This is a genomic window from Paenibacillus sp. P4_A9, from assembly GCF_056402415.1.
Window position 1 is genome coordinate 1 of record NZ_JBFUHL010000009.1, and the last position, 14972, is coordinate 14972.

Genomic DNA, 14972 nt, shown 5'->3' on the forward strand with positions numbered 1-14972 from the left:
GGTCTCTACAGCTTGGATTCGAATTAAACTTCCATCCGAACTTCCAAAGGACTACGGCATGTATATCGATGAAATATATGCACAGCAGTTATCGGTTTACATTGGTGATCGACTCCTGCATGAAGTTATATTTGATTACCCCTCGGATCAGCAACGCAGTTTATTTCCAATTAGTTCGGAGGATGCAGGAGGAACTGTCTATTTGAAGCTCCAGACATCCATGGACCGGCTAGGTATTCAATCTGATATCCGATTAGATCATTATTCAACTCTGACGCGTACATATATATTTCGGGATTTACAGAACATAATTCTCGGATTTGGCTTTCTTTTTATAGCTGTGATCATGCTCATTTGTTCCTTCTTTTTAAAGAAAATTGGGCGGGCTACCTGGATTTCCCTGAGTTTAATCATTCTTACACTAGGTACGATCTTTCTAACGTATTCACCATTCCTGTACGCTAATTTTACCCAGTTCGGGGCTGTGTTCCTGGATTTATTCGATATATCACTGTCCATATTCTTACCTTCACTTACTTACTTTTTTGAGAAAATATTCGACAATGGCAGATTTAAATGGATTCGTATTTTTCGCAAATTTCAAATTGGTTATTCGATTTTCTGTATTATCCTTATGCTATTTAATCAGCTCAATCACTATCAATTTATTGAAACCTATTTATTTTTCACACTAACAGTACTAAGTATGATTATGATTTTCCAATTTATTGTGATGATTGGACTATCCGTTGTTTTTGTAATACGGGGCAATAGAGAGGCTGTTATTTTCTCATCCGGCTTCGCCATCTTTGCATTGATGGGGACTTTTGATCTCATTCTTTACTATTCTAATAATCAAAAGTATCAGTTCTTCCTATGGAAGTTTGGTGTGGTTGGATTTATTATTGCACTCATCGTGATATTGGGCAGGCGTTTTGCCATTAACCAAGAGCAGATGTCTAACTATTCGAAGGAACTAGAATTTTATAATCACCAGCTGCAGCTTTCTGAAAAGATGGAAATGATTAGTTCCTTAGCGGCATCGGTTGCGCATGAAGTGAGAAATCCGCTTCAGGTTACACGGGGATTCTTACAGCTTGTTGCTGCTAGAACGGATGACAAGAACAAAGAGTATATGACGATCGCGATCGAAGAGTTGGATCGGGCCTCAGTCATTATTACAGATTTCCTGACGTTTGCGAAGCCGCAGCTGGATGAGCTTGTGGAATTGAATTTGAGCAAGGAAATTGGTCAAATTGAAGGTATTATTATGCCTTTAGCGACGCTGAATGGTGGACGGATTACAGTCAGCGTGCCTTCTGATTTATACATTTATGGGAATTCTTCGAAGCTCAAGCAAATCTTGATTAACCTCATCAAGAATAGTATCGAAGCGTTTCAAGTAGATGGGCAAATTCATATTTGGTCTTATGAAAAAAATGAAGAGGTATTCATCCATATCAAGGATAATGGCGAGGGAATCGAGCCCATGCAGTTGACGAAATTAGGTGAGCCTTACTATTCTACGAAGACAAAGGGGACCGGGCTAGGATTAATGGTAACATTTCGTCTGATCGAGATTATGAAGGGACATATTGAGTTTAAAAGTCAAAGATACTTGGGTACAGAAGTAATTATACGGTTTCCCAATGTGACAGTAAATTAAGAAAAGGTGTTCCGCTAATTTAGCGGGACACCTTTTTTATTCTACCAAATTGCTTCTGCGCCATTTGATGTTACTAAAATCTTAGCTGGATTTGTAGGGATTACTAGAACAAACTCTGTCGATGTTTCTTCAACAGCTTTAACCTTAATGTCGTCAGGAAGTGTAATGTTAAATGCTTGCTTAAGCGCAGCTTTCGGATTGGATAGAAGTTGTTGTTTAAAGGCTTCATCTTCCCAAGCTTTTTGAATAATTTTGGCTTTTACGCTTTCATTTGTGGACATTCGTAACCACTCCTAGTCATATGGGTAATTTTGCCTACAAGTAAAAGTATACCATGTTCATCTCTATTAATCTATCAAATTCTATCAGAATTAGACAAAAAATAGTAAAAGCCGCCAGAGGCTAACGCTGCTCTTCGTTCTTTAATTTCGTTAGCTACACGATGGATATTTTGCACAAGAGAATCATGGAAATCTACGATTTGCACCATGCGGCCAGATAAGCTTAGCAAATGCTCATGATGGGAATCAGCAATCTTGGCATAAACCGCCAAATAATCGTGGACTAAGAGTTGCTGTTTAACCATTTCGGGTGTTAGCTCATCTGTTGTCGTAAGGTTCAAATGCTGTCGGATAGAGGCTAATAAGCAATTATACGATCCTTCTACCAGATCCTCTTCCCAGTCTGCCCAGTCATCCAGCATTTGAAGTGTAACTAGCGTTTGTTCAACAGCAGCTGTGACAGCGGGTAGTAGATGAGCTTGATTGGCGAGAAGAAGAGCCCCTGTGCTGGCATTTTTGACGGGGCTGGCTTTCTTGGCAATTTGCATTTTGTCATTATGGAAGTAATCCGATTGAAGCTCATTCGTTACACACTTGGACCATTCTATGATGTACGTTTCATAATGGCTCCAGAAGGGGGAACTAGAAGGAAAGAGTTCACGATACAGGGATAGGAATTGGATGTGAAATAAGTTGGCAAGCGGCAGCTTGCTGGAGTGTTCCTCTTTGGCAGCATCCATAATATCGTCTTGAATGAAGTAGTAGAGCATGACGAATACATTTGCCAGTGACAGTTTGTTGAACTCTTCTGTAGTCAGCTCACAAATATCTTCCATCCAATACGGGAGGAGATAACAAATATAATTTTTGGTACTCCCCTCGTTACTCGCGTCAAACTTAGCTAAATAAGCAAGTCCTAATTGGTCCAATGGAGAAGGGAATTGTCGTACGGCTTCCTTTGCCTCGGCAAAAATAATTTGCAGTTGGTTTTCGTGAKCACTTAACCATTTCATCGTTCTTCAATTCCTTTCTGGACGAGCGTATTCTCGTATTTGAGCTGCTTACGGAAATCGTTAGGGGTGATGCCGTTGTACTTCTTAAATAACCGATAGAAATAAGAGTCACTGGTGAAGCCGGTTTTTTCAGCAATTTCCGCCACGGAAAGCGATGTGTTTAATAGCAGATCTTTGGATTTATGCATGCGGACATCCTGGATCACATCGGTAATAGCGACCATCGTGTGTTGTTTGTACAAGCGGCTTATATAAATAGAGGACATCGCGAGTTCATCAGCAATGGAGTTGAGTGACAGGTTTTGATTCGCATAATCCCGATCAATGATATCGTTCATTTTCTTTATGAGTTCTACATGCTTGGAGCTTCGCTTTTCATCCAGCTTTTTCTGAAGCTGCTTGAATAAGTCAATGAATTGCAGGTTAATTTCTTCAATCGTCTCTACATGCGTTAGAGAAGCAACCGCAGCATCCAAATAGAGGGGAAAAGCAAGCGCGTTATTCTTGTTGATGGTCGTCAACACGTTGTTGACGGTTAGCGTCAGATGGGAAATGGCCAAATGAACGACCGTGTACGGATACAGCGATGTTTCATTCACGATGTCGATATAAATGATTTCGGCTTCTTCTGAATCACCCGTCATGAGGCAATCGACAAGCTGTTTTTCTTTCTGTGACGGAAACTTGTACTCTTTGGTACGGTACGCAATGATTTCGTCTGACCAAATGATGCAACCATGACCTCTGAACAAGCGATGATAAGAGGCTTCTAGCAGTTGTTTATAGAGCTGGAAGCACTGTGTGGCTTCGTCTTGCAGCGGACTTACTGTTATCGATACCGATAACTTAATGAAGGAAGAGATCGATGCTTGCATGCTTCGGAGCAACTCGGTGAAAGCTTCAGGCTCCAAACGAAAATCCGCTTCCTTAGCAGAAAGCAGCAAAATGATATGATCGTCTCCCATATCCGTGCCTTCCGCGTGGAAGCTGGAGGAGCTAATCTCGGTACATATATTCATGACCGCATAGCGTAGTAAGGTTAGTTGATCCCTATAGGTTCGAATGTTTTCTTCATATTGATCGATTTTAACCATAAGAAGCAAGGAAGGATGCCTAATTGTGATTTTGGAGCCGAAATAACTTAATTTCGACTGCAGAGCTTCGGGGTGATAAGCATCTCTTCCCATAATCATATTTCTCAGGAAATTTTGTCGCAATATTTGAAGATTGTCTCGCTTTTCGATTTCTAATGTTTTTAAGCTTCTTATTACTTTGTCAATGGGATCGAATAAGCGTTTGGACATGAAGAAGGAAAYAAGTAGACCTGCAAGGAGAATGCTAAGTGAGATATAGATTGTCTTGGCACGCATGTCCTTAATTTCTTTGGTGATAATCGTGTAAGGGGTCGTGCGAACGTAACGCCATCCCAGAGAATCAGGAGCTGTATACGAAATTAAAGACTTCGTCTCATTCACGTTGTCTACCAAATAACCTGGTGAGGAAGCATTGGCGATAATCTTCTGTATGTAGTCTTTATCTGCATAATCGGATAGTACGGGATTTGTGCCATCGGTGGAGATCAGGAGGCCTTCTTCATTAATAATAAATTCATTGCTGGCTCGATTGTTTGCAAAGTTTTTCAATGATTTACTGAAGAACGATTCTGAAATATTGACGACAACGGCAGAATTCAAGGAATTATTCAAATTGATGGCATCGTAACACAAATAGGAATAGATCCCCACAGATGTGGATTGGATGGAGCTTGCATCATTCGCCTTGAAAGACCTTGGAATCGGTAAGAAGGGAATATAATCCTGAAAATGATCCAGAATATCGACCATGCTTGGATCGCCTAGGGTAGCTTTCGTTTGGATACCACTCTGAAAGTTGTTTGAACTGACATAGAAGAGCTCTGATTTCGCGTTATAAACATAAATCGAGTCGATAAAAGGCATCGCTAACCGATATAAATTCAGTTGTGACATACTGCCTTGGACATCATAAATATCAGGTTTATCGTAAAACAACAGTTTGCTGATTACGAAATCACGATAAATTTGAAAGGATAATGAAGTGGCTGTCTCTGTAATGGTCCGAATTTCTTGACTCGTTTGCAGCAAGGAGTTGGAATCCGATTCATACACCTGCTTGAGCGCTATATTGTCGAAATTGACGTAGAGAATGGTAGAGGAGACAAGTAGTGTAATTACGATGGACAAAACAATACTGAGAAGTATGTTGCGATACATAAATTTGCTCTCCTGATTTCGAAGCTTCATGCCATCCGTCTCCCCCTTTGGTAGAAAAAGTATATCCCAACTATATACTGCTTGCAATGGAATCGGATAGCCCTTGGGGATGAAAAAGCACGATAAACGCCATTTTATCCATGAATGTTTACTTTGTGCATATGCTTTTGAGGCGATTTCAGGTAGGTTCGTTCATAAATGTTAGCAGATATTCAGTATCGCTGACGTAACAATTCTGTCTATAATTCGAGTATGGCAACCGACAAGCAAAATCACGACATATTAACGCAGGGAGGTTTTACAGCATGATCCGGAAGAAAGGATTCTTCTATGAGTTAAACAAAAATAAATTGTTGTTTCTCATGATAGCGCCAACATTGATCTTCTTCTTTATTAATTCGTACGTACCAATGGTTGGGATCTACTTCGCATTCACCAGGTTTGACTTTAATGGGGGGCTTTTCGGAAGTCCATTTGTAGGCTTGGAGAACTTTGAGTTCTTATGGAAATCAGGCGTGTTGTGGACATTAACGCGCAATACGGTGGCATACAACCTGGCATTTATTGTTTTCTTAAATGTGGCTGCTATCTTTTGCGCCATCCTATTAAGTGAAATGGCAGGGAAGTTCTTTAAGAAGATTACGCAGTCCGTGATGTTCTTACCTTATTTTATTTCATTTGTTCTTCTTAATGCAATCGCATACAACATGTTTAATTATGATACTGGTTTTGTGAATGCAACGCTGAAATCCTGGGGTTCATCACCCATTGATATTTATAACTCACCATCTGCATGGCCAGTTCTGCTGGTGATGTTCTACGTGTGGAAAAATGTCGGCTACACGATGGTCATTTATCTGGCTACGATTACAGGCATAAGCGATGAGTATTACGAAGCGGCCACGATCGATGGAGCGAACATTTTTCAAAGGATTTGGTACATTACAATTCCAATGTTGAAGCCAACTTTCATCATATTGCTCTTATTTGCTTTAGGCAGCATTATGAAAGGCCAATTCGATCTTTTCTACCAGCTTATCGGAAATAACGGCATTCTGTACAATGCGACAGATATTTTAGATACGTATGTATTCCGCTCCTTGAAGGTCACGTTCGATATCGGGATGGCGACTTCTGCTGGATTGTATCAATCCATCTTCGGCTTCGTACTGATTATGACAGTGAACTATTTTATTAAAAAATCAAATGATGAATATGCACTTTTCTAGGGGGTGACTGCACGTGCGATCCAGAGGAATTGATTCCGTTACATTTAATATTATTGCCTATCTAATTATTATCGCATTTTCCGTAATTTGTATATTCCCCTTTCTACTTATCATTTCGGGCTCGTTAACGGACAATGATTCCATTATACGTGAAGGCTATCACCTCATACCGAAAGACTTTTCAGTAACAGCGTACACGGCAGTGCTTACCTATCCAGAAAAAGTATTAAGAGCATACGGAGTCACGATCTTCGTTACGGTGGTAGGGACGGTTCTAGGGCTGTTTATGATGACGATGGCGGGCTATGTACTGCAAAGGAAGGATTTTAAATATCGGAATAAGCTTTCCTTCTATATTTACTTTACAACGCTTTTTGGCGGCGGCCTTGTCCCATGGTACATCATGATAACGAAATATCTACAACTAACAGATACCTATGCAGCGCTGATTTTCCCAGGACTTATGTCTCCTTTCCTTATTATATTAATGCGCAGCTTCATTAAGTCTTCCATTCCAGAAGAACTTACTGAGTGTTCCAAAATTGATGGAGCGAATGATTTTACGATTTATTATCGTGTTGTACTCCCTCTGGCGATGCCAGGGATTGCCACCGTAGGATTATTCCTGGCTTTACATTATTGGAATAGCTGGTTTTCGACATCGCTCTTTATTAATGATCAGAACAAATATGAACTTCAGTACTTCTTGTATAACATCATTAATACAGCAGCAGCAATTTCTTCATTGGGGATAAGCACAGGGGCAACGATGAGTCAGGAAATTCCAACGGAATCTACCAAACTAGCTATGGCTATTATCGTGACGGGACCGATTTTATTCTTGTACCCATTCGTCCAACGTTTTTTCGTAAAAGGCCTAACAATAGGCGCTGTCAAAGGTTAGAACTGAAACGGAATTATTCCGTCAGCTAACATAGATTGGTATAACTGAACCAAATTAGCACGATAAAAGGGAGGATTTACATGAAAAGAAATGCGAAAAAGATGTACAGTGTATCAGTTGCTATTGCTCTTGCGGGTTCCGTTGTTGCAGGGTGCAGCAGCTCGACTTCCACAACAACACCTAGTCCTTCAGCAGCAACAGCAACGAAAGCACCTGAAGCGACTGCAGCAGCGCCTGCGAAAACAGGTATCGATACATCCAAGAAAGTGGAATTGCAATTTTATATGCTAGGACCTGCGCCGAAGGATCTTCCTATTATCGAAGAAGAAATTAACAAGCTGGCTTTGAAAGATTTGAATGCGACAGTCAAATTTAATTTCACAACGTGGACAGATTGGGATCAGAAATATAAGTTATTACTATCATCCGGTCAAGCGGTGGATCTGATCTTTACAGCAGAATGGACGCAATATCAATCTTACGCGAAAAAAGGTGCCTTCCTAGAACTGGATGGGCTTCTACCGAAAGCTGCCCCTAAATTAAATAGTTTTGTACCGAAAGATATGTGGGAAGCCGTGAAAATTGATGGCAAGATCTATACCGTTCCTGCTACTTATAAAGAGTATGTAACGACAGGCTTCATCTGGCGTGAAGATCTCAGAGAGAAATACAACTTGCCGAAGCCGGATTCCCTTGCTAATTTCGAAGCGTATCTAGCTGGTATCAAGAAAAATGTGCCTGATATGGTACCATTGGCAGCGAATAGTGATGTAAAGGGCAGTCTTTCTGATCAATACAAAAATTTGACGATCGATCCAATAGGAGCTGTTCCTTATGGGTTGAACATTGGTTACAAAACGCCATCAGAGGTTGGCTTGTATTGGGGCTCTGCAGAGCACTTGAATGAACTCAAAACGATGAAAAAATGGCAGGATGCTGGCTATATTACGAAGAACGTCCTGAATACGAAGGATGCGATGACGGATCTGATCACAAGCGGAAAAGCGGCAGCGAATTTAGGAGATAACCCTACTCGCTTTAACGATCAAAAGCTGAAAATTGCTTCTACACACCCAGAGTGGAAGCTTGAATACTACCCAGCTCCAATGATCAAAGGCCATGCTGAGCCCGTTCACCCAATCCACAATGGTTTTGCAATTCCGAAAAGCAGTAAAAACGCTGAACGTGCACTTGCGTTCTACGAAAAAATGGTAACGGATAAAACTTACAATCAATTGACAGAGTACGGTATCTTAGGCAAAAACTACACAGTTGATAATGGCTACTATACAATGATCGGTGACAGCAACAGCAATGGTTTCCCTAGAGAAGCTATGCAGGGTTGGGCTTGGAGAAATCCAGAGTTTATGGTGTTCGACAAAGGCTATGACGGCGTGAAAAAAATCTTCGCAGATCTAGATAAAATAGCAACGCCTGATAAATACACAGGGTTTGCTGAAGACTACACAAGCTATCAAGCAGAAAGAGCAGCTTTAGAGCAAGTTGAGAAGCAATATCTCTACCCACTTGAAGCAGGTCTGGTTGCGGATGTTGAAGGCGGATTGAAAACATTTATGGAAAAAGCGAAAGTAGCTGGACTTGATAAAATTCAAGCTGAGTACAAGAAGCAATGGCTGGAGTATGTGAAAAGCCAAAATATTAAATAAGTAAACTTGATTAAACGAAAAGAGCACCCGATGGATGGGGCTCTTTTCGTTTTGTATTGACAGTCGGAGGCTTTTTGTTTAAATTGGAAGCAAATCGATTGTTCACAATATGACGGTGGGAAGGGAAACGACAATGAGCAGTAGTGAATTTTTGAAGCTGGAGAATCAACTTTGTTTCAGCTTATATGCGAGCTCCAGAGCGATTACGCGTATGTATCGCCCTTTTCTCGAGGAGCTCGGCATCACCTATCCGCAATATCTCGTTCTGCTAGTGCTCTGGGAGCAAAAGGAAAGCACAGTTAAGGAGCTGAGTGAGAAGCTTGACCTGGATTCAGGAACATTGACTCCGATGCTCAAGCGGATGGAGGCGCAGAAGCTGCTTGTTCGGAACCGTTCGCAGGAAGATGAGCGGGTCGTACTCATCCACATCACGGAGATGGGGCAAGCTCTCTACGAGCAGGCACTCTGCATTCCACAGACGCTGTTTGCATCGAGTGGATTGTCGCCAGAGGAAATTACGAATTTCAATACACAGTTGAAACGAATTATTACAAGCGTGAATGCCTCAATATAAGTAGCAGCATGGGGATTCTCGATGAATCGAGGCTTTGAAATGAATTATTTCATGTATATTCTTATCAATAATATTGTTCCAATTTGCATTATGATCGCGATAGGCGTGACCATGTATCGTGCCTTTCAAATTGATATCCGAACGCTCTCGAAGCTCAATTTTTATGTGTTCTCGCCTGCGCTTGTTTTTGTGAAGCTCTATGAATCCGAAATGAGTCTCTCCATACTTATGCAGGTGCTTTTATTTTTTGTCATTTTCTTCAGCCTGCTATTCGCGATCATAGAACTGATCATTCGCATACAGAAGCTGCAGCGCGGTATGCGGATCGCCATGCGGAATAGTGTTATTTTCTATAATAGCGCGAATTACGCGCTGCCGTTGAATCAAACGGTATTCGGCGGCAATGCCTATACCTTAGCCATCCAAATCGTCATAATGATTATGCAGTCGCTCATTCCCAATACCTATGGGATTTACACGTTAAACGCTCATAAAACTTCTTGGAAAGCAACGATGAAAACGATTCTCTCGTTACCGGTGATTTATGCAATTCCCATAGCATTGTTATTGCGTTACTATCATGTCCCAGTGCCGTCCTCGATCCATATCCCTTTGACCTACATAGCAAATGCCTTTATGGCAACAGCGTTGTTGACCTTAGGCGTGCAGCTCGGTGCGATGAAATGGGAGTTTCACTTCTCCAATGTGCTGTTGTCGAACATGCTTCGCTTGGCGATCAGCCCACTGCTAGGTTTACTCGTCGTTTGGATGCTGGGCATTGAGGGCTTGACGGCGAAAGCATTAATTCTGTCCTGCGCAGTACCTACTTCATTGAGTAGTGTACTCCTTGCCATTGAGTATGAAAATGAGGCCGAGTTTTCTTCACAGGCCGTCTTTACATCGACACTATTCAGCATGTTTACCATACCGATTGTCATATATTTGTTGGATTTCATTTAAAAAATGTGGGGAATATTGAAAGTAGCAGGATTATCGACAATTTTCGGCGAATGGGTACTTATACCTAAACTTATCCAATTCAAGGGGGATTATTGCTATGCGATACCAATTTTGCCAGTACGTTACGATTGTCGATATGAGTGATGAAATTTTGTCTGAGGTGTTATTTGAACATGGGGAATATGAGTCTAACGCAGTCGCTATTGGTTCTTCCGTTCTAATTCATCAACTGGGATTGAAGCAGTTCGAAGTTGTCTATGATAAGCGTGAGGGCAAGACGATTCGTTACAAGATCGAAGATATTGAAGTAAATTTAATTGAGCAGCCCACGGTGACTCGTGTTTTCCTTGAGCCTGTTCGATTGATTGTGGGACAGCATGATATAGGGGAAGTCGAATAATTCAAATTCGTTGTGAAAGGAAATAAAGTCATATGATGAAAATATTTATGTTGATTGGAAGCTTAAATGCTTTCCTTTCTGTCGCATTAGGAGCGTTCGGTGCTCACTACTTGAAAACGAAAATTCCCGATAAGATTGATGTCTTTCAAACGGGAGTTCACTATCACATGATTCATGCGGTTGCGTTACTCGTGATCGCACTGCTGTCAGACAAGCTGGGTAATAACGCATTGGTGAATGCCTCTGGATGGGCAATCTTCATCGGAATTATCTTGTTCTCTGGCAGTCTGTATGCTTTGAGTACGACTGGTCTTAAGGTCTTCGGACCTATTACGCCGCTAGGCGGACTGAGCTTCCTAGTAGGTTGGATCCTGCTTGCCCTAGCTGTACTAAAATTAAAATAGGAAAAGAGCCGGAGAAATTCGGCTCTTTTTCTTATTTTATGGCAAGTTAGCAGGAAATGGCACAACCGTTGTAGAAAGAAAGCAATGATTTGGAAATTAGAACGTGATGGCTTAACTACGACTGGGAGCAAGATCGGAAATCAATGCAATGCTTCCCTAACGAAGACAGAACCTGATAAGGAGGCCAATTCGTGAAAAATCGGCTCTATATTGGCGTATATGTCGTCGCAGCCATATTCATTAGCCTATTCGTAAAGCCGTATGCTCCTTGGATTTGTCTTTTGGGCGCACTCGTACTGCTTTATCTATTGCGTATGAAAAGGAATCTGTGGCAACAACCTATGCCAAAGGAACTACCGAGGGATCATGCGTATCTCAGTGTACTGGATTCCCTTTTTGAACATAATCCCAATGCGATCGGAATCTTTAATGCGGAGGGCAAATTCATTCGGATGAATCAAGCGGCGGAATCGATATTGGGGTATTCGTTCGCAGAGCTTATACATCAACCATTTACTGGCATTGTAACGGAAGAACAGTTGAAACACACAGAGTGGCAATTGCAACAAAGCCGAAACGGTCTCCCTTACACCTTTGAGACTTCGGTTCATCATCAGCGCGGTTATCGCGTCGATTTATATGTAACAGCTGTTCCTGTTGATATCCATCACCATTCCAAAGGAAACATTCTGATTTGTCAGGATGTTACGGAACGTAAGCGTGGTGACGAGCAAGTCCGATATATGGCCTATTACGATGATATGACCGGGCTTCCGAATCGGCGGTTATTTAAAGATCATTTAAATGAACGACTTCGTGTCTTCCAGTCGAATGGACATAAAGTGGCGGTGTTTTATTTAGATATTGATCGCTTTAAGCTTGTGAATGACAGCTTTGGACATGATTATGGTAACATGTTGCTTCTTCAGCTAGCTGAGCGTTTCACGCGATGCTTGACCGCGGAGGATTTCCTGGCGCGTACGGAAGGCGACGAGTTCGCTTTTTTCTATTCAAATGTTGAAGATGTGAATGATGTTATGACCGTCATTGCGGAAATTAATCGTGTATTGGAGATGCCTTTCCTCCTTGAGGAGTATGAGCTGCATGTCACTGCAAGCATTGGCGTCGCGATTTCCTCGGAAGATACGAACGATGCGGACATATTGATGAAATATGCGGATATTGCACTTGCGAGGGCCAAAGAGAAGGGCAGAAACGATTTTCAGATTTTCAATAATGATATGAAATCTGTTTCTATTAATCGTTTGAAGCTGGAGAATGAGCTTCGCAGAGCGCTAGTCAATGAAGAATTCGTTGTCTACTATCAACCTCAGGTAGATATTGAATCAGGGCGAATTGTTGGGGTAGAAGCGCTGATTCGTTGGAAACATCCGGAAAAAGGCATGGTTATGCCCAATCATTTTATCCCATTAGCGGAGGAAAGCGGCTTAATAGTACCCATCGGCGAATGGGTGCTGCGCGCGGCTTGTAAGCAGAATAAGACATGGCAGTCGGCAGGGTATTCCGCTATTCCCATCTCAGTGAATTTATCGATGAGACAATTTTTTCAGCATAATCTGAAAGGGAAAATTAGTCATGTGCTTGAACAAACAGGGCTGGATCCGCAATATTTGGAGCTGGAAATTACCGAAAGTATGACCATGGATGTTGATCATGCGATACAATCGCTGCTTGAACTGAAAGAGCTTGGCGTGAATGTGAGTATCGACGATTTCGGTACAGGCTATAGCTCGCTCTATTATTTGAAGAAGTTTCCGATTGATAAGCTGAAAATTGACCGGTCCTTCGTACGAGATATAATGGTGGATCCGAATGACGCGGCCATCGTTGCAACGATTATTGCGATGACGCACCATTTGAATCTGAAGGTTATTGCTGAAGGTGTAGAGACAGAAGATCAATTGAAATTCTTATATCAAAATCGATGTAACGAGGTTCAGGGCTATTGGTTTAGTCCTCCTGTGGATAGCGTGAAGCTTGAGCATATGCTAAGGAATGGCATTTCTGTTGCGGCTGCGGCTGCTTCAGGTGAATGAAAAAAAGGTACTCTTGCGGATCGTCTGCAAAGGTACCTTTTCTCATTCAATTTGTGGTCACGTAATCATCGATTTCATTCAGCTTAAACAGATAAACCTTCTTCTCATCGACATGATAGACGGTAACATTCTGGCTGCTTGTATCAAAATTAAGGATTCGACAAGGGAGATTCAGCTTGATACCTTGTGCTTTAATCACCGTCAAACGGATCAAGGTATTGTTGGCTTTGAATTTCTCTAACTGTTCAACAATATGCATGGCAGCTTCTGAATTTGTCGTTCGTCCCGCTGGTGTTGGCGTAGGAGCAGGAGCTGTTGGTTTTTTATTTGTATGTAGGGAAGCTGAGCTTCCTTGTTTCTTGTTCAGTTCAATGAGTTGACCAAGCTGAATACCTTTAAGGATTTGATAATCTTTGATCGTGTCTACATTTAACAAATGAAGGAGCTTTTCCATTGCCAGGCCATTTGTCTCATCTTCAATTAATATCTCTACGGTGAATAAATGTCCGTTTTTCGGACTTGTGTTTGGATTCCGTTGGTTCATCATAGCCTCCTTACCGCACTGAAATCGCACTTATCCTAACTATATCATGATATTCTAGCCAAATGTAGCTTCCTTTTCACAATTACCTGACATCAAAGCTGACATCCGTAAATGCGACAGGTAATATTTGTATTGCCTACTATTCACTGGAGAAGTACGATGGATTTATCGAATAGAAATGAAAATAAAATGAAGGAAGGTTGAGCCATGAAGTGGATCGTACTCGTTATCATCCTAGTTGTTGTCCTTCTTTTGGTTTATAAAATTAATTTGAAAATTAGAAATAAGATGGCTGCTTCAAAGGTTATTAAAATGTCTTTGCAAAGTAAAAAATCTTCAAAAATAAACAAGCAAATGTGTTCGTTTTGCCGGAAGAAGGAAAAGAAGCTGTCCTTCTACACAGATGAACAGGGAAGAGTTGTTGGCGTTTGCAAAGTTTGTAAACCACAAGCTGAGCGGAGAGCTTTAATGAGGTTGTAGGAAAATCACACAATATCTTTACAGCGATCTCACACCGTACTAGCCGCAGGCGCATATACTACCGTAAGACTGCGAAGAGGAGCTGTGCAGAGCATGATGCGCGTAGAACCCATTCTTCTTGAAGGACATACAGCAATCGCGATTGAGGTTAAATTACCGAAGACGACCTTGCTAGTGGTGACAACGGATAAAGGTTATATTATGTGTGGCGCCCTCGATGTGGCGCTGCTCAACGAGCGACTAAGTGACAGGAACATTGTAGCGGCACGAGCCACCGGGGTTCGAACGATCGAGGAGCTCCTGGAAGCACCGCTTGAATCAGTAACCCATACAGCGGAAGACCTTGGCATTTTTGCTGGGATGACGGGCAGGGAAGCCATTTTGAAAATGATGTAGGGAATTCATACGGCATGCTCGAACGCTTGGGTCTTTAAGACCTAAGCGTTTTATTTTTTTAGACAAATGAACAAAGCAGATCTGTTGTTCTGTGCATGAAACTAAAAATGCATGAAAATTCACATTTCCTGCAATTTCCTTGCTT

At 41.6% G+C, this 14972-nt stretch carries 15 protein-coding genes; 11 read left to right on the forward strand and 4 right to left on the reverse strand.

Going from position 1 to position 14972, the window contains the following annotated elements; genetic code table 11:
- The coding region (locus tag AC1DVJ_RS09250; RefSeq protein ID WP_477590120.1) for an ATP-binding protein at positions 1–1666 on the forward strand (1666 nt) is incomplete at its 5' end.
- A 41-nt stretch (positions 1667–1707) separates the two neighbouring features.
- On the opposite strand, the gene AC1DVJ_RS09255 is transcribed toward AC1DVJ_RS09250, so the two are convergent.
- The 3 genes from AC1DVJ_RS09255 to AC1DVJ_RS09265 form a co-directional block, all read right to left on the reverse strand.
- A complete protein-coding gene (locus AC1DVJ_RS09255; RefSeq protein WP_477590122.1) occupies positions 1708–1947 on the reverse strand; it encodes an NHLP leader peptide family RiPP precursor in 240 nt (79 codons plus the stop codon).
- Positions 1948–2021: 74 nt separating this feature from the next.
- Entirely contained in the window at positions 2022–2960 is a 939-nt protein-coding gene (locus tag AC1DVJ_RS09260) for a hypothetical protein (protein ID WP_477590124.1), read from the reverse strand.
- Entirely contained in the window at positions 2957–5242 is a 2286-nt protein-coding gene (locus tag AC1DVJ_RS09265; RefSeq protein WP_477590126.1) for an AraC family transcriptional regulator, read from the reverse strand. The genes AC1DVJ_RS09260 and AC1DVJ_RS09265 overlap by 4 nt, the downstream gene beginning before the upstream one ends.
- A 275-nt stretch (positions 5243–5517) precedes the next feature.
- Here AC1DVJ_RS09265 and AC1DVJ_RS09270 point away from each other — a divergent pair, with 275 nt between their 5' ends.
- The 8 genes from AC1DVJ_RS09270 to AC1DVJ_RS09305 all read left to right on the forward strand — a co-directional run bounded on the left by AC1DVJ_RS09270 (position 5518) and on the right by AC1DVJ_RS09305 (position 13407).
- Entirely contained in the window at positions 5518–6441 is a 924-nt protein-coding gene (locus tag AC1DVJ_RS09270; protein WP_477590127.1) for an ABC transporter permease, read from the forward strand.
- A 13-nt stretch (positions 6442–6454) separates the two neighbouring features.
- The gene (locus AC1DVJ_RS09275) at positions 6455–7345 is read left to right on the forward strand and encodes a carbohydrate ABC transporter permease (protein ID WP_477590129.1); all 891 of its coding nucleotides are present in this window, start codon (positions 6455–6457) and stop codon (positions 7343–7345) included.
- A 74-nt stretch (positions 7346–7419) separates the two neighbouring features.
- Entirely contained in the window at positions 7420–9012 is a 1593-nt protein-coding gene (locus tag AC1DVJ_RS09280) for an extracellular solute-binding protein (RefSeq protein WP_477590310.1), read from the forward strand.
- A gap of 109 nt (positions 9013–9121) precedes the next feature.
- Complete coding sequence (locus tag AC1DVJ_RS09285) at positions 9122–9586, forward strand: MarR family winged helix-turn-helix transcriptional regulator (protein WP_477590131.1); 465 nt, start codon at positions 9122–9124, stop codon at positions 9584–9586.
- 39 nt (positions 9587–9625) lie between these two features.
- On the forward strand, positions 9626–10546 hold the full coding sequence (locus tag AC1DVJ_RS09290) for an AEC family transporter (RefSeq protein ID WP_477590312.1): 921 nt from the start codon (positions 9626–9628) through the stop codon (positions 10544–10546).
- A 97-nt stretch (positions 10547–10643) separates the two neighbouring features.
- On the forward strand, positions 10644–10946 hold the full coding sequence (locus AC1DVJ_RS09295; protein WP_477590133.1) for a hypothetical protein: 303 nt from the start codon (positions 10644–10646) through the stop codon (positions 10944–10946).
- 35 nt (positions 10947–10981) lie between these two features.
- On the forward strand, positions 10982–11350 hold the full coding sequence (locus tag AC1DVJ_RS09300) for a DUF423 domain-containing protein (RefSeq protein WP_477590314.1): 369 nt from the start codon (positions 10982–10984) through the stop codon (positions 11348–11350).
- Positions 11351–11541: 191 nt separating this feature from the next.
- Entirely contained in the window at positions 11542–13407 is a 1866-nt protein-coding gene (locus AC1DVJ_RS09305) for a putative bifunctional diguanylate cyclase/phosphodiesterase (protein ID WP_477590135.1), read from the forward strand.
- 46 nt (positions 13408–13453) lie between these two features.
- Here the strand turns inward: AC1DVJ_RS09305 and AC1DVJ_RS09310 are convergent, their stop codons facing one another.
- On the reverse strand, positions 13454–13951 hold the full coding sequence (locus AC1DVJ_RS09310; RefSeq protein ID WP_477590137.1) for a hypothetical protein: 498 nt from the start codon (positions 13949–13951) through the stop codon (positions 13454–13456).
- A gap of 207 nt (positions 13952–14158) precedes the next feature.
- Between AC1DVJ_RS09310 and AC1DVJ_RS09315 the strand changes: the two genes are divergently transcribed.
- Together AC1DVJ_RS09315 and AC1DVJ_RS09320 are read left to right on the forward strand one after the other, a co-directional pair.
- Positions 14159–14431, forward strand: a complete 273-nt coding sequence (locus AC1DVJ_RS09315) for a hypothetical protein (RefSeq protein WP_477590139.1) — start codon at positions 14159–14161, stop codon at positions 14429–14431.
- A gap of 93 nt (positions 14432–14524) precedes the next feature.
- A complete protein-coding gene (locus AC1DVJ_RS09320) occupies positions 14525–14827 on the forward strand; it encodes a YunC family protein (RefSeq protein WP_477590140.1) in 303 nt (100 codons plus the stop codon).
- The last annotated feature ends 145 nt before the right edge of the window (positions 14828–14972 follow it).